The 26884-nt window shown below is 65.6% G+C and carries 24 protein-coding genes; 12 read left to right on the top strand and 12 right to left on the bottom strand.

What is annotated here, in order from left to right:
* Window positions 1-211: 211 nt before the first annotated feature.
* Together hemP and ACR0IR_RS10835 are read left to right on the top strand one after the other, a co-directional pair.
* Window positions 212-379: a hemin uptake protein HemP gene (gene hemP, locus ACR0IR_RS10840; protein WP_005978533.1), complete on the top strand. Its 168-nt coding sequence runs from the start codon at window positions 212-214 to the stop codon at window positions 377-379.
* Window positions 376-852, top strand: a complete 477-nt coding sequence (locus ACR0IR_RS10835; protein ID WP_170362758.1) for a hypothetical protein — start codon at window positions 376-378, stop codon at window positions 850-852. Before hemP ends, ACR0IR_RS10835 begins: the two co-directional genes overlap by 4 nt.
* Window positions 853-895: 43 nt before the next feature.
* On the opposite strand, the gene ACR0IR_RS10830 is transcribed toward ACR0IR_RS10835, so the two are convergent.
* The 6 genes from ACR0IR_RS10830 to ACR0IR_RS10805 all read right to left on the bottom strand — a co-directional run bounded on the left by ACR0IR_RS10830 (window position 896) and on the right by ACR0IR_RS10805 (window position 8972).
* The gene (locus tag ACR0IR_RS10830) at window positions 896-3961 is read right to left on the bottom strand and encodes an aminotransferase class III-fold pyridoxal phosphate-dependent enzyme (protein ID WP_170362760.1); all 3066 of its coding nucleotides are present in this window, start codon (window positions 3959-3961) and stop codon (window positions 896-898) included.
* Window positions 3962-4066: 105 nt separating this feature from the next.
* On the bottom strand, window positions 4067-4939 hold the full coding sequence (locus tag ACR0IR_RS10825; protein ID WP_170362762.1) for an NAD(P)-dependent oxidoreductase: 873 nt from the start codon (window positions 4937-4939) through the stop codon (window positions 4067-4069).
* A gap of 133 nt (window positions 4940-5072) precedes the next feature.
* Window positions 5073-5831, bottom strand: a complete 759-nt coding sequence (locus ACR0IR_RS10820) for an SDR family NAD(P)-dependent oxidoreductase (RefSeq protein ID WP_170362764.1) — start codon at window positions 5829-5831, stop codon at window positions 5073-5075.
* Complete coding sequence (locus tag ACR0IR_RS10815; protein WP_170362766.1) at window positions 5828-6760, bottom strand: SDR family oxidoreductase; 933 nt, start codon at window positions 6758-6760, stop codon at window positions 5828-5830. The genes ACR0IR_RS10820 and ACR0IR_RS10815 overlap by 4 nt, the downstream gene beginning before the upstream one ends.
* On the bottom strand, window positions 6757-7659 hold the full coding sequence (locus ACR0IR_RS10810) for a bile acid:sodium symporter family protein (protein WP_480779104.1): 903 nt from the start codon (window positions 7657-7659) through the stop codon (window positions 6757-6759). The genes ACR0IR_RS10815 and ACR0IR_RS10810 overlap by 4 nt, the downstream gene beginning before the upstream one ends.
* Window positions 7656-8972, bottom strand: a complete 1317-nt coding sequence (locus tag ACR0IR_RS10805; RefSeq protein ID WP_170362768.1) for a flavin-containing monooxygenase — start codon at window positions 8970-8972, stop codon at window positions 7656-7658. Before ACR0IR_RS10805 ends, ACR0IR_RS10810 begins: the two co-directional genes overlap by 4 nt.
* A 64-nt stretch (window positions 8973-9036) precedes the next feature.
* Here ACR0IR_RS10805 and ACR0IR_RS10800 point away from each other — a divergent pair, with 64 nt between their 5' ends.
* A complete protein-coding gene (locus ACR0IR_RS10800; RefSeq protein ID WP_170362770.1) occupies window positions 9037-9711 on the top strand; it encodes a TetR/AcrR family transcriptional regulator in 675 nt (224 codons plus the stop codon).
* Window positions 9712-9762: 51 nt separating this feature from the next.
* Here ACR0IR_RS10800 and ACR0IR_RS10795 read toward each other — a convergent pair whose 3' ends face one another.
* The 3 genes from ACR0IR_RS10795 to ACR0IR_RS10785 are packed head-to-tail and all read right to left on the bottom strand — an operon-like array spanning window position 9763 to window position 11148.
* A complete protein-coding gene (locus tag ACR0IR_RS10795) occupies window positions 9763-10011 on the bottom strand; it encodes a hypothetical protein (protein ID WP_174819685.1) in 249 nt (82 codons plus the stop codon).
* Window positions 10012-10058: 47 nt separating this feature from the next.
* Window positions 10059-10673 carry a pyridoxamine 5'-phosphate oxidase family protein gene (locus ACR0IR_RS10790; protein ID WP_170362772.1) on the bottom strand — a complete coding sequence of 205 codons (615 nt, stop codon included), beginning with the start codon at window positions 10671-10673 and terminating at the stop codon, window positions 10059-10061.
* Window positions 10674-10686: 13 nt separating this feature from the next.
* Window positions 10687-11148, bottom strand: coding sequence for a nuclear transport factor 2 family protein (locus ACR0IR_RS10785; protein WP_170362774.1), 462 nt, complete (start codon window positions 11146-11148; stop codon window positions 10687-10689).
* A gap of 304 nt (window positions 11149-11452) precedes the next feature.
* Between ACR0IR_RS10785 and ACR0IR_RS10780 the strand changes: the two genes are divergently transcribed.
* The 3 genes from ACR0IR_RS10780 (at window position 11453) to ACR0IR_RS10770 (ending at window position 14122) form a co-directional block, all read left to right on the top strand.
* Complete coding sequence (locus ACR0IR_RS10780) at window positions 11453-12016, top strand: TetR/AcrR family transcriptional regulator (RefSeq protein ID WP_170358021.1); 564 nt, start codon at window positions 11453-11455, stop codon at window positions 12014-12016.
* Window positions 12017-12064: 48 nt separating this feature from the next.
* Window positions 12065-12856: a TIGR03084 family metal-binding protein gene (locus ACR0IR_RS10775; protein ID WP_170362776.1), complete on the top strand. Its 792-nt coding sequence runs from the start codon at window positions 12065-12067 to the stop codon at window positions 12854-12856.
* A 108-nt stretch (window positions 12857-12964) separates the two neighbouring features.
* A complete protein-coding gene (locus ACR0IR_RS10770) occupies window positions 12965-14122 on the top strand; it encodes an acyl-CoA dehydrogenase family protein (RefSeq protein ID WP_480779103.1) in 1158 nt (385 codons plus the stop codon).
* 101 nt (window positions 14123-14223) lie between these two features.
* Here the strand turns inward: ACR0IR_RS10770 and ACR0IR_RS10765 are convergent, their stop codons facing one another.
* Window positions 14224-15108: a LysR substrate-binding domain-containing protein gene (locus tag ACR0IR_RS10765; protein WP_170366730.1), complete on the bottom strand. Its 885-nt coding sequence runs from the start codon at window positions 15106-15108 to the stop codon at window positions 14224-14226.
* Between the two features lie 98 nt (window positions 15109-15206).
* Here ACR0IR_RS10765 and ACR0IR_RS10760 point away from each other — a divergent pair, with 98 nt between their 5' ends.
* The 4 genes from ACR0IR_RS10760 to ACR0IR_RS10745 are packed head-to-tail and all read left to right on the top strand — an operon-like array spanning window position 15207 to window position 20929.
* Complete coding sequence (locus ACR0IR_RS10760) at window positions 15207-16373, top strand: pyridoxal phosphate-dependent aminotransferase (RefSeq protein WP_170366729.1); 1167 nt, start codon at window positions 15207-15209, stop codon at window positions 16371-16373.
* Window positions 16374-16391: 18 nt separating this feature from the next.
* Complete coding sequence (locus ACR0IR_RS10755) at window positions 16392-18581, top strand: dehydrogenase E1 component subunit alpha/beta (RefSeq protein WP_170362782.1); 2190 nt, start codon at window positions 16392-16394, stop codon at window positions 18579-18581.
* Window positions 18578-19612 (top strand): ACP S-malonyltransferase, encoded by a 1035-nt coding sequence (locus tag ACR0IR_RS10750; protein ID WP_170362784.1) that lies wholly within the window; start codon window positions 18578-18580, stop codon window positions 19610-19612. The genes ACR0IR_RS10755 and ACR0IR_RS10750 overlap by 4 nt, the downstream gene beginning before the upstream one ends.
* 42 nt (window positions 19613-19654) lie before the next feature.
* On the top strand, window positions 19655-20929 hold the full coding sequence (locus tag ACR0IR_RS10745) for an NAD(P)/FAD-dependent oxidoreductase (RefSeq protein WP_480779102.1): 1275 nt from the start codon (window positions 19655-19657) through the stop codon (window positions 20927-20929).
* A gap of 4 nt (window positions 20930-20933) precedes the next feature.
* Here ACR0IR_RS10745 and ACR0IR_RS10740 read toward each other — a convergent pair whose 3' ends face one another.
* Window positions 20934-21638, bottom strand: coding sequence for an SDR family oxidoreductase (locus ACR0IR_RS10740; RefSeq protein WP_170362788.1), 705 nt, complete (start codon window positions 21636-21638; stop codon window positions 20934-20936).
* 104 nt (window positions 21639-21742) lie between these two features.
* Between ACR0IR_RS10740 and ACR0IR_RS10735 the strand changes: the two genes are divergently transcribed.
* The gene (locus tag ACR0IR_RS10735) at window positions 21743-22594 is read left to right on the top strand and encodes a LysR substrate-binding domain-containing protein (protein ID WP_170337442.1); all 852 of its coding nucleotides are present in this window, start codon (window positions 21743-21745) and stop codon (window positions 22592-22594) included.
* Here ACR0IR_RS10735 and ACR0IR_RS10730 read toward each other — a convergent pair.
* Window positions 22585-23487 carry a LysR family transcriptional regulator gene (locus ACR0IR_RS10730; RefSeq protein ID WP_170337443.1) on the bottom strand — a complete coding sequence of 301 codons (903 nt, stop codon included), beginning with the start codon at window positions 23485-23487 and terminating at the stop codon, window positions 22585-22587. The genes ACR0IR_RS10735 and ACR0IR_RS10730 overlap by 10 nt on opposite strands.
* A 75-nt stretch (window positions 23488-23562) precedes the next feature.
* Between ACR0IR_RS10730 and ACR0IR_RS10725 the strand changes: the two genes are divergently transcribed.
* Entirely contained in the window at window positions 23563-26775 is a 3213-nt protein-coding gene (locus ACR0IR_RS10725; protein ID WP_170362790.1) for a reductive dehalogenase, read from the top strand.
* Window positions 26776-26884 lie beyond the last annotated feature (109 nt).

The raw sequence follows: 26884 nt of genomic DNA, 5'->3' as shown, positions 1-26884 counted from the left end.
CGAGTCTTAGTGTCGAGACCCGGCCTAACGGGCCTGCCGCAAGGGCGCAATGGTTCGGTGTGCGAATAGCAGGAAACCGGCACTTGACATACCTTAGTATTTTTATCAGATTAAGCGCGAAGACACGCAGCCAACCCGGTTCCGGGCCAGCCAGATCCATGAAAGTTGAACGGAAAAGGCGCTTTGCCTGAACACAACCGGAGATGACCCGATGAACGCGCAGAACCCGAATCCGACCCAAGCCTATGCCGTTTCGATGCTGCCGGCCCACAAGGCCGAGGACCTGACGCAGGGCGGCAACCTGGCCCATATCGAGTTGGGCGACCAGCTGTATACCCTGCGCATCACCCGCGCGGGCAAATTGATCCTGACGAAATGAGCGGCGCATCGACCCGGGGCGGCGCCCCGGTCGGGCGGCTGACTGATCTGACGCCGATCGAGGCTGGCGCTGTCATGTATCTGCGGATGTGGAGTGACGGTGCCGCCGGCCGCGCCGATGCGGCGCATGATTTCGACATCGCGCTGGGCGCTGATCACGGGCAACTGGCCATCCTGGCGCTGGATCGTCTGTGCAGTCTGTGCGCCCATCACGCCCGCCGCCCTCTGATCCGGCACGGGCTGGGCTGCGCCTGTCTGGGCGCGGACGAAAGCTGTTTCGCGCAGATGATCGCGGCGGCATCGGAAGGGGCGCGCGAGGATGCGATGATGCTGGCGGCCTTGATCGTACGCCCCGATTTCGCGCCCGCGCTGGCGTCACTGTCCGAAGAGTTCGGGCTGGCCCTGCGGCGCATGACCGCCGCCATCCCACTGCCGTCTACCGGCCATCAGACCCCCTCGGCCGTGCTGCACTGACAGCGCGGTTAATTGCCCTGGCCGAATCCGGCCAGGGCGTATCTCAGCAGCAGCCGCACCCGTCATGGGGATGGCTGTGGTCGCACAACGGGGCAGGGGCATAGTCGCCGACCTCGGCCAACACAGACCGCAGCGCCCACAGAATCATGTCCACATCTTCGGCTTCGATGGTCAGAGGCGGGCGGATCTTCAGAATATTGTCCTTCGGCCCTTCGCTGCCGATCAGGATGCGGTGGTCGCGCATGCGGTTCTTGACGTATCGGCAGATCTCGGTGCCTTCCGAGCCGTCGGGGTTGATCAGTTCGACCCCAAGAAACAGGCCCATGCCCCGCACATCACCCACGCAGGCGAACTCGGCTTCGATCGCGCGCAGACCATCCATCAGCCGTGCGCCCATCACGCGGGCATTCTCCTGCAGGCACTCGTCATCGACGATGTCCAGTACCTCTTTGCCGATCCGGCAGGACAGGGTCGAGCCGCCGAAGGTCGAGAAGAACTCGATCCCGTTGTCGAAACTGTCGGCGATCTCGCGCGTGGTGACCAGCACGCCCAGGGGGTGGCCGTTGCCGATGGGTTTGCCCAGAACCACAATATCGGGGGACGCGCCCTGATGTTCGAAGCCGAAGTAGTACTCGCCCAGCCGGCCCAGGCCCGTCTGCACCTCGTCAGCGATGCAGACGCCGCCGGCGGCGCGGATCTTTTCGTAAACCGCTGACAGATAGCCTTTTGGCGGGATGATCTGACCCCCGACCGAGGGGAAGGTCTCGGCGATGAAACCGGCCACCCCGTGCCCCTTGCGCTGCAGGGTTGCAATCGCGTCGTCGACCAGGTCGGCATATTTCTGCGCCCGGTCGGGGTCGTCACGTTTGAACCTGCCGCGATAATCGTCGGCCACCTCGACCAGTTCCACCCAATCGGCCTGGCCCACGCCGCCGGGCTTGTTGAATTTGTAGGCGGAAATGGCCACCGCCGCATTGGTGTTGCCGTGATAGCCGTGATCGGGCGTCACCATGCCCTTGGCCCCGCTATGCGCCCGCGCCAGGCGCAGCGCCAGCTCGTTGGCCTCGGTGCCCGAGTTGACGAAGAAGCACACCTGCAGGTGATCGGGCAGCTTCGACAGCAGCTTGTCGGCAAATTCCACCTGCGCCGGATGCAGATAGCGGGTGTTGGAGTTCATCCGCTTCAACTGATCCGCCGCCACGGCCTGAATGCGCGGATGCGCGTGCCCCACATGCGGCACGTTGTTGTAGGCATCCAGATAGGGCCGCCCCCATTCGTCGAACAGGTGATGTTTCCACCCACGCACCAGCATCACCGGGTCGTCATAGGTCAGGCTCAGGTTGCCGCCGAAATGGTCCCGCCGTTTGTTCAGGATCTCGGCCTTGTCGGTCGGGCGATAGAAGACTTTCTCGTCCGGCAAGTTCAGTAAGGCCGCCGGGTTCGGGCAGACCGCGTGCCACAGGTCCAACTCGTCCGGGTCGGCGACGCCGGGCCAGTCGGCCTGCATGCCGGCCGTGGTCAGGGCCAGCTGGAAATGCACATGCGGCGCCCAGCCGCCGTTCTGGCCGGCACCGCCCAGCCGGGCGAATGCCGCCCCCTGCGCCACCGGATCGCCCGGTTTCAGCCGGTCACAGACCTCGGGGTCCAGATGCCCGTACAGCGTATAGAACGCGTCACCCTCGGGGGTTTCGTGATGCAGGATCACCACGCCGCCATAGTCCAGATGGTTCGCCCGGTTCTCGACCGCCTCGACCCGCCCGCTCAGCGGCGCCAGCAAAGGCGTTCCCGCCGGCGCGAACACATCCACGGCCAGATGCACCGTGCGCCGGTCCGACGCCTTCCACGGACCCTTGCGGAACGTCGGCTCGGCATAGATCAGACGCGGTTCGTTGTAATAGCCCAGCCACAACGCGTTGCCGAATTCCGCGCCCACCCGCGCGGCTTCCTCCAGCGGCATGTGAAACGGGTTCTGCGGCCAGGTCGAGTTTTCGACCGACAGCGAACCCATCGGAACGTCCGACAGGTCCTGTCCCAACAACTGCGCAAACTGCCCGCGATGTTCTGACAGGTACGCGTGAATGCGCTCGGCCCCGTCGGTGACGGGCAGCCCGCAGACCGCCCGCAGCCGCGCCGACATCAGCTCGCCATTGACCGAACCATCCTCGAGAAACCGCCAGGCCGGTGCCTGGCTGATCGTCACATACGGGTCGTCGGGGTTTTCGGCGGCCATCAGCGTGGAATTGACGACCGACACGGCCAGCCGCATCCGCAGCAGAGGCCAGAGCAAATCCACCTCCTGCGGGCGCAGCCGGTTTGCGGCGTGATAGCCCCGCACCAGCGCGGCCAGTGCCCGTTCAGGGCGGGGGTGATCCAGCACCACATACGCCCCAGCGATCGCCAGTTCGCACACCCGCGGCGCGGCGCACATGTCGCCCAAATCGATGAGGCCCGAAACCTGCCGGCGCTCCGACAGCTCTCCTTCGACCAGGATGTTGTAGTCATTCACGTCATTGTGGATGGCCTGCCGGGGCAGCTCGGCCAGCATGTCCGCGACGGCATCGAACTGTGCACAAATCTCGCGCAGAAGGGCCGCGCGATCGGGGTCGGCAACAGCATCCAGCTTGTCAGCGATCCAGCCGGCCTGGGTCAGGTCCCATTTGAACTCCGGCCGCTCCAGGCCGGGATGCGAAAACCGCTCCAGCGCCCGATCGGTCGCCCCCAATACCCGGCCCAGTTTCAGGATCAGGTCCTCGGATTTCGGCACCGTCTTGGCATAGCACCGGCCCGGCAGCCTTTCCAACAGCCACGCCAGACGAGGCCGTCCCGCGTCGTCGTCGATCTGCAGAAGTAAACCGCCGTCCAGACCGGGGATGACCTTGGGAAACGGTAGCCCCGGGGCCTCGGCCGCGATATGCTCCAACGCCTTGATCTGCAGATCCACCAACTGCGAGTCACACCCGGCCCGCATGACCTTCAGAACATAATCCTGCCCATTGGTGGCCTGCACCAGGAAATTCAGGTCATATTCGCCATCCAGCCGCGAGAGCCGGGCGTCCAGCCCCCAGACCCGTCGCAGCGCGGCCGCCCAAAAAGCACTCAATTCGTCCATTCCCGTCTCCGCCCCGCGCGCGCCGGGGCCATTTCATCTGGCCAAAAAATATCCTCGGGGGGGGGATCGCGCATTGGCGCGATGGGGGGCAGACAGCCCCCCGCCTTACCCTACGGCCCGCAGGCGTTTGATCAGTGACGAGGTGTCCCAGCGGGCGCCGCCCATCTTCTGAACATCTTTGTAGAACTGATCGACCAGCGCGGTCACCGGCAGTGATGCCCCGGTCTCGTCCGCCGTGTCCAGGCAGATGCCAAGGTCCTTGCGCATCCAGTCCACCGCAAAGCCATGGTCGAAATGGTCGTCCAGCATTGTCTCGTACCGGTTCGACATCTGCCAGCTTCCGGCGGCACCCTGGCTGATCACCTCGACCACCGCGCGCCCGTCCAGCCCGGCCTTCTCGGCGAAATGCAGCGCTTCGCTCAGGCCCTGCACCAGCCCGGCGATGGCGATCTGGTTGCACATCTTGGTCATCTGGCCCGCGCCGCTGTCTCCGATGCGGCGGCAGATCTTGGCATAGACCTGCATCACCGGCTCGGCCCGGTCATAGGCGGCCTGATCGCCGCCGCACATGATCGACAGAACCCCATTCTCGGCCCCGGCCTGGCCGCCCGAGATCGGCGCATCAACAAAAGAGATCCCGCGCGCCTTGGCGGCCGCGTACAAATCGCGCGTGACCTTGGCCGAAACGGTGGTGTGGTCAACGAAAACCGAGCCTTCCGCCATGCCGTCGAACGCGCCGTCCTCGCCGGTGCAGACCATGCGCAGATCGTCGTCGTTGCCGACGCAGGTCATCACGAACTCGGCCCCCTCGGCGGCACCGCGCGGCGTGGTCGCCATCTGGCCACCATGCTGCGATACCCATTTCTCCGCCTTGGCCGCGGTGCGGTTGTAGACGGTCACCTCATGCCCGGCCGCCTGCAGATGCCCGGCCATCGGATAGCCCATGACGCCCAGGCCAAGGAATGCAACTTTCGCCATTTTCTAGATCCTCCCTGTGACCGGTCCGGGACATGAAACGCCCACTGGCCGGAATGCTTGCCAGAGACAAAGCAAAGCCGCGGCCAAAGGGCAACCCCGCACCGGGAAACGGGCCGCAAATAGTGGCCGCGCGTCACGCGCCGCTGATATTGCGCTCCATTAGGCGTTGGTACAGGCGTGGGGCCAGCCGGTTCAGCCACCAGGCCAGCCGCGCCACCCGGCCCACCGGGATGACGGGCCGCCCGCGATCCATCCCTTGCAGGATCACGCGGGCGGCCGCCTCGGGGGTCATCTCGTCCATGCCGTCGCTGGCAGATCCGGGGCGTGCGGTGCCATCCGGCTGCCGATCAGCCCGGCCCGGGTTGGTCGCCACGAATGATGGCGCCGCGATATGCACCCGCACGCCATGGGGGCGTTCTTCGGACCGCAGCGATTTGAAGAAACCTTCCAGCGCGTGTTTCGAGGCCGCATAGGCCGTGCGGTGATAAAGAGGCGCAAACCCCGCCACCGACGAGATCGCCAGATGCGCACCGCGCGACTGGCGCAGCGCGGGCAGAAAGGCGCGGGCCATCGAGACGGCCGCGAAATAGTTGATTTCGAACACCTTGCGGTGGCTGGCGTCGTCGGACTGATCGAACCCGCAGATCTGGGTGATCCCGGCGTTGTAGATGACCAGATCGATGCTGTCGCAATGCGCAAGCGTATCGTTCACGGCGCGCGCCAGTTGCGCCGGATCGGTCAGATCGCAGGCAATCGCCATCTGCGTAGCGGTGTCCTGCACCCCATCCACCTTCAGATCCAGCAGGACCACGCGCCATCCACGCTCTTGCAGCGCGGCCGAGAGCGCCTGACCCAGCCCGCCGGCCCCGCCCGAGATCACTGCGGTTTTCATAGGCCCACACTCCTTTTCCAAAGGTCGAACACCTCGGCGCTGGCCTTCTGCGGGATATAGCCGAACACGGTTTTCAGCGCGGTATTGTCAAGAACCGGTCGGTATTGCAGGAACCGCACCTGTTCGGGCCCGTAGCGCGACAGGCGCAAGGGTCGGGCCACGGCCAGCGCCGCCTTGAGCGCCCAGGCCGGCAGGCGCAGCACGGGTTTGTTCAGCGCGCGGGCCAGATCTTCGACGCTCAGCGCGCCGTCCCCGGCGACGTTGTACACTCCCGGCGGCCCGTCGGTGGCCGCGCGTTTCAGGATGCGGGCCAGATCGCGGGTCCAGATGAACACGAAGGGGCTGTCGCTGCCCGCCACCGCCAGCAGGCGGGGTTTGCGGAACAGGGCGGTGATCTGGTTGTCGGTGCCGTCGCCCAGCACCGTGCCCACCCGAAGCACCACCTGTTCCAGCTGCGGCGCGGCGGTTCGGGCCTCGGCCAGCAATTCCTCGACCTGCCGCTTGTGGTCGGAGTAGGGAAACTCGGGGTTGCCGCGCACCGGATCGGTTTCGCGCAGCAGCACCGGGTTGTCCGCGTGATAGCCATAGGCCGCACCAGATGAGGTGACGACCAGCCGCCGTACGCCATGGACCAGCGCGGCATCGACCACCTTGCGCGTGCCGCCCACATCCACCGCATGGGCCTCGGCCCGTGACATGCCCGGCGGCGGCGTGACGATCGAGGCCAGATGCACGATCACCTCGGGCTTCACCTTGGCGATCACCCGGGCCGGGTCGCCCGTGGTGACATCCATGCGCAGAAAAGGAACCTCGTCCGGCAGCGTGTCCGGGCGGCGCAGGTCGGTGGCAAACACCTCATGGTCGCTCAGCTCGTCCAGCAGGGCGCGGCCGACCAGGCCCGCAGCGCCGGTGATCAGAATTCGGGTCATCGGGCGGCCTCGGTCCGGGCCATCAGCTGCGCCAGCGCCAGCCCCGAGATGGCATGCCAGATCCCCCAGAAGGCGGCCACCACGGCCATGCCGCCCAAGCCGTTGAAAAAGGCGAAGATCAGCACCAGCCCTAGGCCCGAATTCTGGATGCCGGTCTCGATCGTGACTGCACGCCGGTCAAAGGGGGACAGCCGGGTCAGAGTGGCCACAACCCAACCGCCCCCCAGTGCCAGGGCGTTGTGAAGGATCACAAGCCCGGCAACCGCCTCGGCGTAGCCCAGGAAGAAACTCCAGTTGGCCGCCAGGGCGAGCACGATGAAAGCCACGAAAATGGCCATGGACAGGATCTGCAGCGGCCCGCGCAGCCGCGCCGTCAGGGCGGGGCGCTTCTGGTTCAGGGTCACCCCCAGAACCAGCGGCAGGATCAGCATCAGCCCGACGATGATGGCGATTTGCACCGGGTCGATCTGGGTCTGCTGCAGAATGGCGCGGGTCGGCGGATACAGCCCGCCCCACAGCGCGATGTTGAACGGGGTCATCACGATGGCCCCGATGGTGGCGAAGGCGGTCATCGACACCGAAAGCGCCGCGTTTCCGCCCGCCCGATGGGTGATGAAATTCGAGATGTTGCCTCCTGGGCAGGCCGCCACCAGGATCAGCCCCAAGGCGATCGAAGGGCGCGGCTCGGTCAGCCAGACCAGCAGGAAGGTCAGCGCCGGTAGCACCAGGAATTGCGAGGCCAGCCCCACCACCACAGGCTTGGGCGCGCGCCGCAGCCGGTCGAAGTCGCGTGGCGACAGGTCGATGGCGATCGAGAACATCACGATCGCCAGGATCGCGTTCAGCAGAGTCAGCGAGCCGGGGCTGAAATTCAGCGTGATCTCGTCGATGCCGGTCATGCGCGGGCTTTCCGGAACCGCGCGATCCAATCCGTCACCGCCTTGCGATAGGTCGCCTTGTCCACGTAATAGGCCATGCGGGGCAGGTTCAAGTACTGCATGCCTCCGGTGGCGCGCTGATAGTCTTTTTGTTTTTCCGCCTTCAGCGCTGCAGCCACGGGGCAGCCGGACTGAAGACCCTTGATATAGCGCGCCACCATTTCGGCCTGCTCGTGGCGTCCTTGCCAGCCCAGCCCGGTGGCCTCGATCATGCCCAGCACGAACAGGTCGTCGCGTTCGGGATGCATGGCGTTCAGGTACAGATGCGGCGCGTCGCCCTGCCAGTTCAGCAGGTTGGGGTCGATGAACGGGTAATGCAGCTTGTACCCGGTCGCGGCCAGGATCATGTCATAGTCGCTGGCGCTGCCGTCCTTGAAGTGAACGGTGCGGCCCTCGATCCGGTCGATATCGGGGCGAATGCGCAGGTCGCCGTGGCCCGCGTGATAGAGCACCAGTGAATTCACCACCGGGTGGCTTTCGTACAGTTTGTAGTCTGGCTTGGGAAAGCCGTATTTCTGCGGGTCGCCCACGAACCAGCGCAGGATCATCCCGTCGATCCGGCGCTTTAGCCACATCGGCAGGCGGATCATCCCGCCCAGCGTGTCGGCGGGTTTGCCAAAGACGTATTTCGGCACGAAATAGTATCCCCGCCGCATCGAAAGGTCGCACTGCGCGGCGTGATGGATGGCGTCCACCGCAATGTCGCACCCGGAATTGCCCGCGCCCACGACCAGCACCCGCTTGCCGTCGAACTGGCTGGGATAGCGGTACTGCGAGGCGTGGATCAACTCGCCGTCGAACTTGCCGGGAAAATCGGGCATGTTGGGCTCCGACAGGGTACCGTTCGCGATCAGCACCCCGGCAAACTCACCGCTATGCGTTCCCTGGTCGTCCCGCCAGGTCAGCCGCCAACCATCGCCCGGCGCACCCAGCGGCGACGCGTCGATCACCTCGGCATTGAACCTGTAGTGATCGCGCAGTCCGAAATGATCGGCAAAGGCCCGAAAATAGTCGCGCATCTGCCGGTGCGAGGGGTATTCGGCCACGTCGTCGCCCATCGGGAAATCGGCAAATTCGGTCATCGACTTGGATGAGATCAGATGCGCGGATTCGTACATGGTCGACCGTGGCGCATCGATATCCCACAACCCGCCCACATCGGAATGCAGCTCGAACCCCTGGAACGGGATGCCCTGTTCCTTCAGCACCTTGGCCGCCGCCAGCCCCATCGGACCTGCGCCGATCAAGGCATATGCCTTGCGCGCTTGTGTCATGAACCCTCCCCTGATCGTGGCGCTTAACTTGAACGATCGTCCAAAATAAGGCAAGATGAAAAACATGAGCGCGAAATACATTGAAAAACAAAGGCAAAGGGCGCCGTCGGCCCGGTCGCTGGAAACCAAGGCGCGGATTTTGGACGCGGCCGAGGCGCTGTTTGCCGAACGGGGATTCGAGGGCGCCTCGATCCGCGACATCGCCACGCGCGCCGGGGTGCAGGTGGGTTTGGTCCACCACCATGGCGGCGGCAAGGAAGAGCTGTTCTTCCAGACCGTCGCACGCCGAGCCGACGAGCTTGCCCGGATCCGGATGCAGGCGCTGGAGGATCAACGTGCGCAAGGCCCTCTGACCCTGCGAGGTATTTTGGACTGTTTCATCCGCCCCTATGTCAGTCTTGCCGAATCCGGCGGCCCGGGCTGGATGGCCTACGGGCGGCTGGTGGCGCATGTGTCGGTCGATCCGCGCTGGCGCCATATTGCCGCCGAGTGTTTCGACCCCACCGCTCAGCTCTTCATCCGTGAGATCGCCGCACTGTATCCGCAGGCCGTCCCGGCGCTTTTGGCCACTGGCCAGGTCTATTCGGTCTCGGCGATGCTGGCGCATCTCAACAGCGCCTGGCGGGTGCAGGCACTGTCACAGGGGGGCGATCTGTCCGGGATCGACCAATTGGTCGAATTCTGCGCCGCGGGGATCGAGGCAATGGTGCACTCGGGCCGCGCTCGGCTCAGTCGATAGCGCGGGCGGTGCCCGAGACGCGCGGGGATTCAAGATCTCGGTCCTCAATTGTCAGTTTGTCGGCAGCTTGGGTGAAGACTCGGGCTTTGGTTGCGCCTTGGATTCTGTGTAGGGGGTGAGCACGGGATAAGCGCTCTGCATCGCTTCGATGGTCTGTGCCCGGAACTGGGTCTGAAACGGGTCGGGCTCGGCGGCGCGCACGGCCTCGGGCGAGAGGTAGAAGCCGACGGTCACGACCGAAACGGCAAAGACCGATCCGGCGGTCAGGGTGGCGAGGGTGTTGGTAATCGCGCGTAGCATGGCATTGATACTCCTGTTGCTGACGGGTTCGGGGTCTTGGGGGTGGCTCAGGCCTTTCGGGCCAGGGCCTGCTTCAGTTGGTCGTTCTCGGCTTGCAGCTGGGCCAATTGGCGACCAAGCGCGTTCAGATGCGGGCGCAGCTCGGCCTCGGTGAAGCGAGGGGTGATGTGGCGCGGGCAGTTCCAGTCCAGCGCCGCGACATGGATGATCGCCGCGCGTTCGGCCTCGGCCGCCTCAGGGAAAAGGTCGCGCGCGGCCTCGGCCCCTTCGCGAAAGTCCACGCGGCCCAGAATCTTGAGCCTGCGCTGGTTGGCATAATCCATCAGGATCAGCGCGATCCGGTCATTGCCGTCCAGATTCCCGCGCGAGATATACTGTTTGTTGCCCGTGAAATCGGCATAGCCGATGGTCCGGTCGTCCAGCACCTTCAGAAACCCGGCCGGGCCGCCGCGATACTGGACATAGGGCCATCCGATCTCGGACACGGTGGATTGATAGAACCCTTCGCGCGCCTCGATGAAGGCCTGCTCGGTGGGGCCGATCAGGTGACCCTGCTGCGGGCCGCCGTCGATGAACTTGGCGTAGGAGGCGGCGGACCCCATCCGCTCTTGATGGGCGCGGACGGCGGGGGTGAAGGTCAGTTCGGAAAAGGCGCGGGGCATGGGGTGCCTCCTTTCACAGGTTCAGATCGGACAGGCCGGGATGGTCGGCGGGCCGTGGCCCCAGGGGCCAGTGAAACAGGCGCTGGACGTCGGTGATCGGCAGATCGTTCAAGGACGTATGTCGCTGGGCCATCCGGCCATCGGTGGCAAACTCCCAGTTTTCGTTGCCATAGGAGCGGAACCACTGGCCGCTGTCGGCGTGCCATTCATAGGCGTAGCGCACCGCGATGCGGTTCCCGTCACAGGCCCACAGCTCCTTGATCAGGCGATAGTCCAGTTCGGTGCGCCATTTGCGGGCCAGAAAGGCGTGGATCTCGGCGTGGCCGGTCAGGAACTCAGCCCGGTTCCGCCACTGGCTGTCCTCGGTATAGGCCGGGGTCACGAAGTCGGGGTTGCGGCTGTTCCAGGCGTCTTCGGCCTTGCGAACCCTTTCGATGGCGGTCTGCGTCGTGAACGGGGGCAGAGGAGGGGGCATGGTCAGGGCTTTCAGGCGAGGGTGGCGGCCAGAAGGGCCAGGGTCAGAAGGAAGGGAACATAGCTTGCGCGAAATGGGCTGGCGCGGCGTTGCATCGGTCAAATCCTTTGGGTGTACAGATCGGTAAACTGTGCTGATAAGGTGTACAGAACGGTTAACTTTTTCAACCCTTGAGCCGAAAAAAGTTTTATACTCAGCCTTTCTGGATGGAGAATATGATTAAAAAACAGGGATTTAAGCGGTGTGAATTGCACCTGCGCGGCAAAGGCATTATGTACTGATCTGTACGCAAAGGAGCCGAATCATGCGTCCGAACAAACGGGACGAGCTGGTCCGTAAAGCACTGCAGGTGTTTTACCGCGATGGGTTTCACGCCACCGGAATGGACCGGCTGGTGGTCGAAACCGGCGTGTCCAAGACCTCGATGTACAAGCATTTCCGCACCAAGGAAGAGTTGATCCTGGCGGTACTGCGCCTGCGGGACGAGAATTTCCGCAATTGGTTCGTGCGCCGGATCGAGGAACTGGCCGACACCCCCGCCGATCAACTGCTGGCCGCGTTCGATGCGCTGGGCGAATGGTTCCGCGAGGATAACTTTCGCGGCTGCATGTTCATCAAGGCGGGGGCCGAATACCAGGATCCCGACCACCCGATCCATGTGCAGGCGGGCGAGCACAAGCGCCTGCTGCTGGAATACTTCACCGACCTGTGTCGCAAGGCCGGCGCGCGGGACCCGGACAAGCTGGCTTGCCAGCTGCTGCTGCTGAAAGAGGGTGCGATCGTCACCGCCGTGCTGCTCCGCAACGGCGATCCCGCGCGCGACGCAAAAGAGGCGGCTGCAGTCTTGCTGAAAAACGCGCTGGCTTGACCCATAAAAACCCGCTTAAGTCCCTGAAGCAGGTAAGCGGGGGGGTATATGCAGCAGGCTTCGGATTTTCTGGAAGAATGTCAGGTTCTTGATGACGCACTGACGGGGCTGAGTGCCGCGGACTGGCAGATCGTGACCCAGTTCAAAGACTGGACGATCGACGATGTGCTGGTGCACCTGCATTTCTGGAACCAGATGGCCGACCTGTCACAGCGCGACCCGAATGCGTTCGATGCAAGGGTGCAGCAGGTGATGCCGTGCATTCAGGCCGAGGGCTTTCGCGCCACGGAAAACGCTGCAATCACTGAGCGTGGACATGATCTGCGCGCCGCATGGTCTGATCTATGCGGCCGGATGGGCCGCGATTGGTCGGGGCTGGACCCCAAGTCGCGGGTCAAATGGGTGGGGCCGGACATGTCAGTGCGGTCCTCGATGACCGCGCGGCAGATGGAGACCTGGGCGCATGGGCAGGAGGTATTCGACATTCTTGGCCTGACCCGGCCCGAGACCGACCGGATCCGCAACATCGTCGTGCTGGGCGTGAACACCTTTGGCTGGACTTTCACGGTGCATGGCCGCCAGGTTCCTCCGGTGACGCCCCATCTGCGCCTGATCGCGCCTTCGGGGGCGCTGTGGGAGTTCGGCGCGCCCGGCGCCGACCTGATCGAAGGGCCGGCCGTCGATTTTGCCCGCGTTGTGACCCAGACCCGAAACGTGGCGGACACCGGCCTGTCGGTACAGGGGCCGGTCGCGCAGGAGTGGATGGCCATCGCCCAGTGTTTCGCCGGCGCCCCGGAAACGCCGCCGCCGCCCGGCGCCCGGCACCGCGTAGGGCATTGACGCCAAAGGACGTTGCGTAGCGGCGCAAACCGACGCGGCGTCACCCGGATTGGCGGAATCGGCGGTGAAAGCTACCCTTTTCGCCAACAGAATTCCGGAGAACCAATCATGTCGCTTTTTACCTCGACCGCTTCCTGGGTCACTGACGAACACCGCATGTTTGCCGAAATGGCCGGGCGGTTCATGGATGATGAACTGGTGCCCAACATCGAGGCCTGGGCCGAGCAGGGCGTGGTAGATCGCGACTTCTGGCGGAAGGCCGGGGAAACCGGGCTGATGGCCGGGGCCATCCCCGAGGAATTCGGTGGCGTCGGCGGCGGCATGGGTTTTGACGCGGTCACGATCTATGAGCAGACCTCGCGGGGGGATGCGGGCTGGGGCTATGGCATCCAGTCGATCGTGACCCACTACATCACCGCTTATGGCAGCGAGGATCAAAAGAGCAAATGGCTGCCCAAGTTGGCCTCCGGCGAGATGGTCGGCGCGCTGGCCATGACCGAACCGGGCACAGGCTCGGACGTTCAGGCGATCCGCACCACCGCCGAGAAGGATGGCAATTCCTACCGGATGAACGGGTCCAAGATCTTCATCACCAATGGCCAGACCGCCGACCTGATCATCGTGGCCGCCAAGACCGACAAGTCGCTGGGTTCCAAGGGCGTGTCGCTGATCGCGGTCGAGACCGAGGGGGCCGAGGGCTTCCGCCGGGGGCGCAACCTCAAGAAGTTGGGCATGAAGGCCAATGACACGGCCGAGCTGTTCTTCGAGGACGTCAAGGTGCCGATGACCAACCTTCTGGGCTCCGAGGAAGGGCAGGGCTTCTATCAGTTGATGAAGCAACTTCCGTGGGAACGTCTGACAATTGGCATCATGGCGCTGGGCGCGATCGACTTCGCCATCGCTGAAACGGTGAAATACACCCAAGAGCGCAAGGCGTTCGGCCAACGGGTGATGGATTTCCAGAACACCCGCTTCAAGCTGGCGGAATGCAAGACCAAGGCCGAGGTGCTGCGCAGCTTCGTCAATGACTGCATCGCCAAGCTGGAGGCCGGGCAGCTGGATGCGGCCACCGCCTCGATGGTGAAATACTGGGGGTCCGAGGTGCAAAACGAGATCATGCATGAATGCCTGCAGCTGTTCGGTGGCTATGGATTCATGATGGAATACCCGATCGCGCGGCTTTACGCGGATGCGCGGGTGCAGATGATCTATGGCGGCACCAACGAGGTGATGAAGGAACTCATCGCCCGCTCGATCGACGTCTGACCGGGCGCTCCCGCCCGTCGTCAACGGCCCTTGCGGGCCGCCTCCTCCGGTTGGGCCCGGCCGCGCCCGAGCGATGCTCGGCCGCGGCGGAGGCGGATCGGCTAAGGCAGCTGCCCCTGCAGCCATGCGCGGAACGAGACAAGCGGGGCCGGTTCCGTGCGATTTTGCGGCCAGACAAGATAGTAGTCGCCCAGGCTGACCGGCGGAGCTGCACAGGCCGGAACCAACCGGCCGGCCTCGAGCTCGGCTGAAATCAGGTAGCTGGGCAGCAGTGCTACGCCCAACCCATGGATCGTAGCCTGGATCATGGTCGAGAACTGGTCGAACAGCATGCCTCGGACGCCCTCGACAGGGGTGCTTTGCGCGGCGAACCAGCGTTCCCACGCATCGGGCCGGGTATCCAGATGCAGCAGTGGTGCGTCGACCAGCCATTCAGCGTTCGGGGCTTCGGCTGGCAGCAGGGCTGGCGCGCAGACCGGCAGAACCTCTTCGCACATGATCGGCAGATAGTTCACCCCGGCCCAGTCGCGCTGGCCGAAGTGGATGGCTGCGTCGAAGGGTTCGGTGCCGAAGTCGAATGGCTTGAGCCGTGTGCTGAGGTTCATCGTCACTTCGGGGTGGCGTTGCGCGAAATCCTGAAGCCGTGGCGCCAGCCAGTGCATACCGAAGGCGGGCAGGATCGACAGTTGCAAAGAACCGCCGGAAGGGTTGGCCTTCAGCTTCAGTGAGGCCTGCGCCAGTTGCTGCAGCGCTGTTCGGGCGGTTTCCACGTATTCCTTGCCAGCGGGTGTGAGCTGCAGGCGCATTTGGTCGCGCTGGATCAGCGCGACGCCCAGTTGTTCTTCGACGGCCTTCAACTGGCGACTGACTGCGCTTTGGGTGAGCGAGAGTTCATCGGCAGCTGCTGAGGCGCTGCCCAGGCGGTCGACGGCTTCGAGCGCCAACAGGGAAGAAATGGACGGCAGAAATCGACGCGGTGCCAGCATATGACTTTTCCTCATGGCTTCTGGAGGGAATATCACTGGTGGATCCCCCAATCCAATAGCAAAAAGGCGCGGCGGTAGAAAAGTGCAGCGGGGCGATCATGACCATTCAGAACAGTTCGAGCGGATTTCGGCGGGCAGGGAGACTCGACGGGATCGAATTGTCCGAGATCGTCCAAATCTCGGAACGGGCCGCGCAGTTGCGTGCGCAGGGTGTGGACGTGATCGCGCTCAGCACCGGTGAGCCCGACTTTCCCACGCCGCCGCACGTGGTCGAGGCCGCCCACAAGGCGGCGCTGGACGGGCAGACCCGATACCCCGCCACCGCCGGAACGCCGGCCCTGCGTGCCGCCATCGCGGAACAGGCCGGGGTCGAGCCGGCGCAGGTCATCGTCTCGACCGGGGCCAAGCAGGTGCTGGCCGGCGCGTTCCTCGCGACGCTCGACTCGGGCGATGAGGTCATCACCACCGCGCCTTTCTGGACCAGCTATGCCGACATGGTGAAACTGGCGGGCGGTGTGCCGGTCGTGCTGGATTGTCCGCGCGAACAGGGCTTCAAGCTGACCCCAGAACAGCTGGAGGCCGCGATCACCCCGCGCACCCGCTGGCTGCTGCTGAACACGCCGTCGAACCCGACCGGAGCGGTTTACTCTGAGGCCGAATTGCAGGCGCTGGGCGCGGTGTTGGAGCGGCACCCTCAGGTTTGGGTGATCTCGGATGAGATCTATCAGCACCTCGCATACGTGCCCTTCACGCCCTTTACCCAGGCGGTTCTGGCGCTGGCAGACCGCACGCTGACGGTGAATGGCGTGTCCAAGGCCTATTCGATGACCGGCTGGCGCATCGGCTGGGGCATCGGCCCCGCGCCGCTGATCAAGGCGATGGCGGCGGTACAGGGGCAGATCACCTCGGGTGCCTGTTCCATCGCGCAGGCGGCAGCGCAGGCCGCGCTGACCGGCCCGCAGGATCTGTTGGCCGAACGCCGCGAGGCGATGCGTGCGCGCCGCGATCTGGTCGTGGATGGCCTGAAGGCCGCCGGTTTGGACTGCCCAGTGCCCTGCGGCGCCTTCTACGTCTTTCCGCAGACGCCTGCCGCGATGCCGTCGGACCCCGAGTTCTGCCGTCATCTGCTGGATCAGGCGGGCATCGCGGTGGTGCCGGGGCGGGCCTTCGGCATGCCGGGGCATTTTCGGCTTTCCTTTGCCTATGACACCGATAGCCTGACCCAAGGCCTGCGCCGGATTGCCGACGCCACGGCCAAACTCTGACCTGACCGGGGAACCCAGATGGATCGCGCCCAGATCGTTCACGAAAACTTCCTGACCCGCGTTGCCAACCGCGACCTGCCCGCGGGCGCGCCGCCGCGCCCGGGCCTGACTGCGCCCGAGGCGGTCTCGCTGTTCCGCTCTCAGGTCCTCAGCCGGGCGCTGGACCGCACCAGCCGGGCGATGCAGAAGGCGGGGCAGGGGTTCTACACCATCGGCTCGTCGGGGCACGAAGGCATGGCCGCCGTGGCCCATGCCCTGCGCCCGACCGACATCGCCTTTCTGCACTATCGCGACGCCGCCTTTCAGATCGCCCGGGCCGAGCAGGTGCCCGGCCAGCAGATCGCCTGGGACATGCTGCTGAGTTTCGCCTGTTCCAAGGAGGACCCGACCTCGGGCGGGCGGCACAAGGTGCTGGGCTCCAAGGCGCTGATGATCCCGCCGCAGACCTCGACCATCGCCAGCCACCTGCCCAAGGCGGTGGGGGCGGCCTATAGCCTGGGTGCGGCGCGGCGGCATGACCCCGAACACCGGCAACTGCCCGAGGACGGCATCGCGATGTGCTCCTTTGGCGACGCTTCGGCCAACCACTCCACCGCGCAGGGGGCGATCAACACCGCCGGCTGGACCAGCGTGCAGTCGATCCCGCTGCCGCTGCTCTTTGTCTGCGAGGACAACGGCATCGGCATCTCGGTCAAGACGCCCAAGGGCTGGATTCAGGCTTCGATGGAGTATCGTCCGGGCATCAGGTATTTCCAGGCCAACGGGTTGGACATCTATGAAACCTTCGCGGTGGCGCAGCAAGCGGCCGAATACGTCCGCACCCGGCGCAAGCCGGCCTTCCTGCACCTGAAAACCGTGCGGCTGTATGGCCATGCGGGGGCGGATGTGCCCACCACCTATCTCAGCCGCGCCGAGGTCGAGGCCGACGAGGCCAACGACCCGCTGCTGCATTCGGTGCGCCTGCTGGATCAGGCCGGGGCGCTGTCGCCCGGACAGGCGCTGAAGATCTATGAACAGACCTGCGCCCGCACCGACCGCATCGCGGCGCAGGCCGCCACTCGCCCGCATCTGGCCACCGCCGCCGAAGTCGCGGCCAGCCTGATCCCGCCGAAACGCCCCTGCAAGCCCACCAACGGCCCCAGCGCCGAGGCCCGCGCCGCCGCCTTCGGCAGCGACCTGCGCGCGATGGACGACCCGCAGCCGATGGCGCGCCTGATCAACTGGGCGCTGACCGACCTGATGCTGGAACATGGCGAGATCGTCTGCATGGGCGAGGATGTGGGCCGCAAGGGCGGCGTCTATGGCGTGACGCAGAAGCTGCAGCAACGCTTCGGCCCCGACCGGGTGATCGACACGCTGCTGGACGAACAGTCCATCCTCGGTCTCGCCATCGGCATGGCCCATAACGGCTTTGTCCCGATCCCCGAGATCCAGTTCCTCGCCTATCTGCACAATGCCGAGGACCAGATCCGGGGCGAGGCCGCCACGCTGCCCTTCTTCTCGAACGGGCAGTTCACCAACCCGATGGTCGTGCGGATCGTCGGGCTGGGATACCAGAAGGGCTTTGGCGGGCATTTCCACAACGACAACTCGCTGGCGGTGCTGCGTGACATTCCGGGCGTCATCATCGCCTGCCCGTCGACCGGGGCGGACGCGGCGCGGATGCTGTGCGAATGCGTGCGCCTTGCGCGCGAGGAGCAGCGCGTGGTGGTGTTCCTTGAACCCATCGCGCTCTACCCGATGCGCGACCTGCACGAAGGGCAAGACGGCGCGTGGATGACCCGCTATCCCGCCCCCGGCGAACGCATCGCTCTGGGCGAGGTGGGCGTGCATGGCGACGGCACCGATCTGGCCATCGTGACCTACGGCAACGGCCATTACCTGTCGAAACAGGCGCTGCCCGAACTGGCAGCAGCGGGCCTCAAGACCCGCATCATCGACATGCGCTGGCTGGCGCCGCTGCCCGAACAGGCGCTGCTTGAGGCGACCAAAGGCTGCAAACACGTCTTGATCGTCGATGAATGCCGCCGCACCGGCAGCCAGTCCGAGGCGCTGATGACGCTCTTTGCAGAGCACACCGACCTGCCCACCGCCCGCGTGGTGGCCGAGGATTGCTTCATCGCCACCGGCCCCGCCTTTGCCGCGCCGCTGCCTTCGAAGGATGGCATCGTGGCCGCCGCCCTGACCCTGACCGGAGCCCAGAAATGACCCGTACCGCTGTCGTGATCTGCCCCGGCCGGGGCACCTACAACAAGCCCGAGTTGGGCTATCTGCACCGCCATCACGCGGGCCGGATGGAGCTGTTCCGTGAATTCGACGCCATCCGCGCCGAAACGGGCCAAGAGGCGGTGACCGCGCTGGACGGCGCGCAGCGATTCTCGGTCAGCAAATATTCGCGCGGCGACGTGGCCTCGCCGCTGACCTACGCCTCATCGCTGGCCGATGCGCAGGCGCTACCCGAGGATATCGAGGTGGTGGCCGTCACCGGCAATTCGATGGGCTGGTATATCGCGCTGGCCGCCGCAGGCGCGCTGTCGCCCGAAAACGGGTTCCGAGTGGTCAACACGATGGGCACGCTGATGCAGACCCACCTGATCGGCGGGCAACTGGTCTATCCCTTCACCGGCGACGACTGGAGCGACGACCCGGCCCGCAAGGCCGAGCTCGTGGCCGAAGTGGCGCGCATCGACGATCTGCCCGAACATGACCTCGCCCTGTCGATCGACCTGGGCGGGATGCTGGTTCTGGCCGGCAACGAGGCCGGGCTCAAGGCGTTTGAAGCCGCGCAGCCCGTGGTGCAGGAGCGGTTCCCGATGCGGCTGGCCAACCACGCGGCCTTCCACACGCGCCTGCAGGCGCCCGTGGCGCAGGAGGGCCGCCGCCAACTGCCCGCCACGCTGTTCACCCAGCCCGACCTGCCGATGATCGACGGGCGCGGCAAGATCTGGTGGCCCGGCGCCACCGACACGGGTGCGCTGTGGGACTATACCTTGGGCGATCAAGTGACCGAGCCTTACGACTTCACCCGCGCGGTGCAGACCGCCGCCCGCGAATTCGCGCCCGACCTGTTCATCGTCACCGGCCCCGGCGCCACGCTGGGCGGCGCGGTGGCGCAGTCGCTGGTGCTGGCCAACTGGCGCGGCATGTCCGACAAGCAGAGCTTTCAGGCCCTGCAGGCACAGAACCCATTCCTGATTGCGCTGGGGCGCGAGGATCAAAGACCCCTTGCCATCGGTTGAGCGCTCGAGGAATCTGCGCGCGCATTCAAGGACATCCCGCCCATGACCACCGATCCGGAAATCAGCCTGTGGACCAAGACCAGCTGCGAGCGGGTGGACGCTCCGCCCCTGACCGGGCCTGTCACGGTGGACCTTGCCGTGATCGGCGGCGGCTATACCGGCTGTTCGGCGGCGCTGCACGCGGCGCAGTCGGGGGCGTCGGTCTGCCTGCTCGAGGCGCTTGAGATCGGCCATGGCGGGTCGGGCCGCAATGTCGGGCTGGCCAATGCCGGGCTGTGGCTGCCCCCGGCCGAGATCCGGGCCCATCTGGGCCGCGAGGCGGGCGATCGGCTGATCGCCCTGCTGGCGCAGGCCCCGGCCGAAGTGTTCCGCCTGATCCGAGACCACGCCATCGATTGCGAGCCGGTGCAGGCCGGAACCCTGCACCTGGCCCATTCGCCCAAAGGTCTGCGCGACCTGCAGACCCGCCACCAACAACTGTCGGCCGATGGCGCGCCGGTCGAACTGCTGTCGGCGCAGGAAACCGCCGGCCGCACCGGCAGCACCGCCTTTCACGGCGCCATTTTCGACCCGCGCGCCGGGACGATCCAGCCGCTGGCCTTTGTGCAGGGCCTCGCCCGCGCCGCGCAGCAGGCCGGGGCCGCGATCCACGCCAGCTGCCCGGTGCAGGCCCTGCACCACGATGGTGATACTTGGCATCTGGCCACCCCGCAGGGTTCGGTACGGGCCAAGGCGCTGATCCAGGCCACCAACGCCTATCACGCGGGGCTGCCTGACACCCGGCAGGATTATGTGCCGGTCTATTACTTTCAATACGCCACCGATCCGCTGCCCGAGGACATCCGCGCCACTCTGCTGCCGGGGGGCGAGGGGTGCTGGGATACCGGGCTGATCATGACCTCGTTCCGCATGGATCAGGCCGGGCGGCTGGTGATCGGGGCAATGGGCGATCTGGGCCACGCGGGCAGTTTCGTCCATCGGGGATGGATCACGCGCAAACTGGCGCAGATATACCCTGCGCTGGCCGACCAACCGCTGAAAGACGGCTGGCACGGGCGCATCGCCATGACCTCGGACCATATCCCGAAGCTGGTGCAGATCGGGCCGAGCGCGCTGTCGGCGCATGGCTATTCCGGGCGCGGGATCGGGCCGGGCACGGTGTTCGGCCGCATGATGGCCGACAGCCTGCTGTCGGGCGACCCCGCCCGCCTGCCGCTGCCGCCGGTGCCTGAGCACAGCGAAAGCTGGACAGGCCTGCGCCGCGCCTACTTTGAGACCGGCGCGACGCTGACGCATCTGGTCAAGGCAAGGGTCTGACCAATCAGACCGAGCGGGTGATCCCGCCATCCACCCGGATGTTCTGCCCGGTGATGTAGCCGCCGCCCTCGGAGGCCAGGAACGCGATGACCGAGGCGATTTCGTCATAGCTGCGCCCGTAGCGGCCCATGGGGATCTTGGCCTTGAACTCCTCCTTTTCCGGCAGGCTGTCGATGAAGCCGGGCAGGACGTTGTTCATGCGGATGTTCTCGGCGGCATATCTGTCGGCGAACAGCTTGGTGAACGCCGCAAGCCCCGCCCGGAACACGCCCGAGGTCGGAAAGACCGGATCGGGCTCGAACGCCGCGAAGGTCGAGATGTTGATGATCGACCCGCCCCCCTGCGTCTGCATGATCGGGGTGACCAGCCTTGTGGGGCGCACGGCGTTCAGGAAATAGACCTCCATGCCGCGGTGCCAGTCCTCATCGGTCAGCTCCAGCACCGGCGCGCGGGGGCCGTGTCCGGCCGAGTTCACCAGCACGTCGATCCGCCCCCAATGGGCCATCGCCGCATCCACCAGCCTCTGCAGATCGTCAGTCGACTGGTTCGAGCCGGTCACGCCCACGCCGCCCAGCTCGGCGGCCAGCGCCTCGCCCTTGCCCGACGAGGACAGGACGCCCACCTTGAACCCGTCCGCCGCCAGACGCCGCGCCGCATCCGCGCCCATGCCGCTGCCGCCGGCGGTGATCAGAGCCACTTTTTCCGTCATCTTCGTTCTCCGTTTCCATCTGTTGCCAAGATGACGCGCGGCCGGCCGTTTGACCAATCAGTTCTTCTGCCCTATGGCTGTAGAAAATCTATTGTGTGGACGCCATGGCTGCCCTTCCTCCGCTGAACGCTCTGCGCGCCTTCGAGGCGTCAGCCCGTCACCTGAACTTCAGGCTGGCGGCGCAGGAACTGGGTGTCACCCAAGGGGCGGTTGCCCAGCAGGTTCGGGGCCTCGAGGCGCGGCTGGGAACCCCGTTGTTCGACCGCCTGCCGCGCGGCCTGCGGCTGACCGAGGCCGGACGGCGATTCCACGCGCCTCTGCGTCGCGCTTTTCGCCTGATTGAAGAGGCGGTCGAAGACCTGTCCGGCCAGCGCCAGATCACCTTATCGGTCACGCCCAGCTTTGCCTCGAAATGGCTGGTGCCGCGGCTGGGCGATTTCACCGCGCGCCACCCGGATGTCTCGGTGCAGGTCGATGCGCGCGAGCGGCTGGCTGATTTCCAGACGGACGGGGTGGACATCGCGGTGCGGCAGGGCCGCGCGCGGTTTGGCGACGGCCTGGTGGCCGAGCCGCTGTTCCCCACCGAATTCGTCGTGGTTGGCAGCCCCGACCTGGCCGCGCAGGTGACATCGGCGCAAGACCTGCTGGCGCATGTACTGCTGAGCGATTCTCATGGCCTTTGGCCCCTGTTTCTGGAACGCGCCGGCGTGCAGGGGCGCCCGAGAATGATGAATTTCAGCCAGACCAGCCTGGCCATCGACGCCGCCGTGGCCGGGCAGGGCTTTGCATTGGCAAATGCGCCACTGGTCGCGGCCGAGCTGATGGCGGGGCGGCTGGTGCAACCGCTGGCGCAGGTGCTGCTGGACGATCTGGGGTTCCATATCGTCATCCCGCGCAAGCCGCGGCAGCCGGATCTGGTGGCGCTGATGCGCGACTGGTTGCGGGCTCAGGCCTGAAGCGTGGCGGCGATCGCCGCGATCCGCCGGCGCAGCCAGCGATGGGCGGGATCGTTGGCGAACCGCTGGTGCCAGACCATGTAGATCGAAACCGGCTGACAATCGAAGGGCAAGGGCGCGCAGTTTAGCGCCGCCAAAGGCCCTTGTTTCATCAGCGCCGTGTCGGTCGAGATCAGATCGCTGCCTTTCACGAAGGCCGGGATCGCGTTGAAATGCGGCAAGGTCACGGTGGGCGGGCGGATCTGGCTCTGATCCACGCCGCGCATCACCGCCCGCGCGTTGCGCCCATCGGGAAACCGCACCTCGACATGGTCGGCGGCGCAATAGGCGGCCCAGTCGGCGGGCGGATCACGCCGCTCGGCGTCGTAAAACACCATCAGGGGGCTGCTCACCAGCAGCTTCTGAAAGATGTCGGGGCCGTCCGGCGGCAGCGGGGTCAGCATCAACTGGCACCGGTCGCTGCGCAGCAGTTCCGGGTCGGGCACGCCCGAGGGCATGAACCCCAGCTGCAGCCGCACCCCATCGGCCCGCGCCCTGCGCAGCAACTTCGGAAAGATCAGCTCGCGCGGCATGTCGTTGGTGGCGATCTGGACGGCGATCTCTTCGGACAGCGGGTCAAAGGGCCGCTCGTCGGTCAGGGCGCGCATCCCGTCCAGCACCTTCTGAACCGGCTCCTTCAGCGCCAGCGCCCGCTCGGTCGGGGTAAGCCCTTGACCGGAGCGCACGAACAGCGGATCGCCCAGCACATGCCGCAACTTGGCCAACGTGTGGCTGATGGCCGATTGCGTAACGCCCAGGCGGTCGGCGGCCTTCGAGACCGAGTTTTCCTCGAGAATCGTCAGGAAGGTGCGCAGGACCTTGCCGTCCAGATCAGTGAAATCGATTTTCTTCATACCGTTTATGATCTGCCATGAATGGTGTTGCTGTTCATGCCGCGCTAGGGGAAGCTTGGCAACAGGAGGCACGCGATGGGGATCCGCTTTTTCTCGGACAAGAACCGACCCGTTCACATGGGTCCTTATCCGCTGGAACGGCTGCGGCGACAGGATGCGCTGCCCGACCTGTCAGCGCTGGCGCCCATGCCGGTGCTGAGTTTCGACCGCCCCGAGCAGCCCCACAGCATCGTCAACGCGATGGGCGAGTTTCAGGCAATGCTGGACACCATCCGCGATGGCTTCGTCAATCCGGCCCGGGCCGAGATGCCCCGCGATCCGGCTGAACGCGCCAACCACCTGAAGGCGTTCGGCTATTTCAACGATGCCTCGATGATGGGCTGTGGGCCTCTGCCGCCGCAGGCGCTGTTGGACCGGCCCCGGCGAAACCCCGATATCGACCGGCTGGCCCATGCGCTGCAGACCCGGCAGACGAAGACACTGGCCTCGGGGATCGACGTGATCATGGCCGATCTGCGCGACAGCGTGGCAGCCCAACCGGGGCCGATCACCGCCCACCGTCATGCCATCGTGTTCCTGTACGAACATCACCGCGACCCCGATCCGTCCGAGCCGGGCGCTGAGTGGATCCTGGATGCGCAGGACCACCGCGCCTGCCTGCTGGCCACCGAAAACGCGGTGGTGATCGCCAATTACATCCGGCTTTTGGGGTATGACGCGCGGGCGCATTCGGTGATGTCCTCGGACGTGGACCTGCCGCGCCTTGCCGCCGCAGCCGGGCTGGTCTGGGCCGAGGATGGCACCGCCGTGGCCCCTTGGCTGGGGCGCCGGTTCGGGCTGGCCGCCGTGACTACCGAGTTGGAAATCGCCCATGATCGCCCGCTGGCCCCGCGCGACCGGCAGCCGTGGTTCAGAACCCAAGGCCCCGCGTGGTGGCTGGGCGCGGGTTTTGCCAAAAGCGCGCTGAACCGCGACCCTTACGCCCGCCGCCGCTATGCCGATGGCGCGCACCCGTTCGAGACGCTCAAACGCGTGGACAGCCCGACCACCTATATCGACGAGGCGAACGTGGCCCGCGTGCCCAAACGGGCCGACATGTTCGCGCGGGCGCAGTTCGGCGATATGGGCAAGCCGCTGCAGGATGCGGCCAAGGGCGGGCACTACGTCCGAAAATCCGCGCCCAGCTTTGCGCAACGGCGCGCGCTGGGGGCCTTCGTCTTGCTGCAGGACGGCGACAGCGCCGAGGTCGCCAGACCCACCGATGCCGAGCGCAACGCGGCGAACATCAAGGCGGCCAGCTATTTCCTGGGCGTCGATGCCGTAGGCCTCAGCCGCTGCCCCGAATGGGCGTGGTATTCCCACGACGCCACCGGCGAGGAAATCGTGCCGCCCCACGATCAGGCCGTCAGCATGATCATCGATCAGGGCTATGAGACGATGGAGGGCGCATCCGGTGACGACTGGATCAGCGTCGCCCAGTCGATGCGCGCCTATCTGCGGTTCTCGCTGCTGGGCGGGGTATTGGCCCGTCAGATCCGCAACCTGGGCTACAAGGCCAAGGCGCATACGGTGATGGATGGCGAAGTGCTGCAGCCGCCGCTGCTGTTGCTGTCGGGGCTGGGCGAGGTCAGCCGCATCGGCGAGGTCATTCTGAACCCGTTCCTCGGCCCGCGCCTGAAATCGGGGGTCGTGACCACCGACATGCCTATGACCCATGACAAGCCCATCGACTTCGGCCTGCAGCGGTTCTGCGAAAGCTGCAACAAATGCGCCCGCGAATGCCCCTCGGGGGCCATCACCGCCGGGCCCAAGCTGATGTTCAACGGCTACGAGATCTGGAAATCCGACAGCCAGAAATGCGCCACCTACCGGATCACCACGCCCGGCGGGGCGATGTGCGGGCGCTGCATGAAGACCTGCCCGTGGAACCTGGAAGGGCTGTTCGCCGAACGCCCGTTCCGCTGGGCTGCGATGACCATTCCCGCCGCGGCACCCGCGCTGGCGAAACTGGACGATGTGCTGGGCAATGGCGGGCTGAACGACACCAAGAAATGGTGGTGGGATCTGGAGCTACAGCCCGACGGCGCCTATCGCCCCACCGCGCACCCGCTGAACCGGCGCGATCTGCAAAAGGATCTGGATCTGAAATACGAGGATCAGACGCTGGCCGTCTATCCCGCCCCGCTCGCGCCGCATCCCTGGCCCTATCCTTTTGCGATGGACCGCGAGGCCGGGATCGCCGCCTATCAGGCGATGGTCACGGCCGAGGAGTACAAGACCCGTCTGGCCGCCGGAGACATGTCGGTGGTGCATCGCTACACGATCTCGGGCGATGCGCCGGTGATGCAGCTGGTGCTGTCGAAGGTCGAGAAGATGACGGCAGACGTCACAAAATACGAGTTCTCCACACCAGATAGTACGCCCTTGCCGGATTGGACGGCCGGCGCGCATCTGGATGTGCTGGTGGCGCCGGAATTCCTGCGGCAATACTCGATGTCCGGAGACCCGGCCGACCGCATGACCTATCAGATCGGGGTCCTGCGCGAGGATCAGGGCCGCGGCGGATCGGCCCTGCTGCACCGGATCTTCACGCTGGGCCGCAAGGTGTTCGTGTCAAAGCCGATCAACCATTTCGAACTGGACGAGACCGCCACCCGCACCCTGCTGATGGGCGGTGGTATTGGCATCACCCCGATGATCGCCTTCGCCCATCGCCTGCACGCGCTGGGCCGCGATTTCGATCTGCACTATTCCATTCCCTCACGGGAAAAGGCCGGGTACCAGGCCGATCTGGCCGCCGCGCCCTGGGCCGACCGCGTGCATCTGCATGTCTCGGACGAGGGCACCCGCGCCGATCTGGACGCGATCCTGGCGGGTTATAGCGACGGCTGGCATGTCTATACTTGCGGCCCGGACCGATACATGGAGGCGGTGATGCAGGCCGCCGAACGTCAGGGTTGGCCAGAGGAGGCCCGGCATCTGGAGTATTTCTCGGTACCCGAGCAGCCCGACTATGAAAACCACCCGTTCACCCTGCGGCTGGCGCGCTCGGGGCGTGACCTTGAGGTGCCCGCCGACAAGGACGCGGCGCAGGTGCTGAACGAGGCCGGCATCCATGTCGACGTGAAATGCGCCGACGGCATCTGCGGCGTCTGCAAATGCGGGCTGATTGCGGGCGAGGTCGAGCATCGCGATTTCGTCCTGTCGCGCAAACAGCGGGAATCGGCACTGATTCTGTGCCAGAGTCGCGCGGCCGAGCCGGGCGGGGTGGTCGAAATCGACCTCTGACCCCGGTCGGAAAGCGACATTTTCAGGCGAAAAAATAGGTCGCGCGGGCCATGGACGCCGCCGCGCGGCTGCTCTAACGTCGCCCCAAACCCAGTGAACCCTGACCAAC

The organism is Ruegeria sp. CF2, assembly GCF_056537385.1.
The sequence above is the reverse complement of the archived record's forward strand: the minus strand, read 5'-3'. Positions and strand labels throughout refer to the sequence as shown.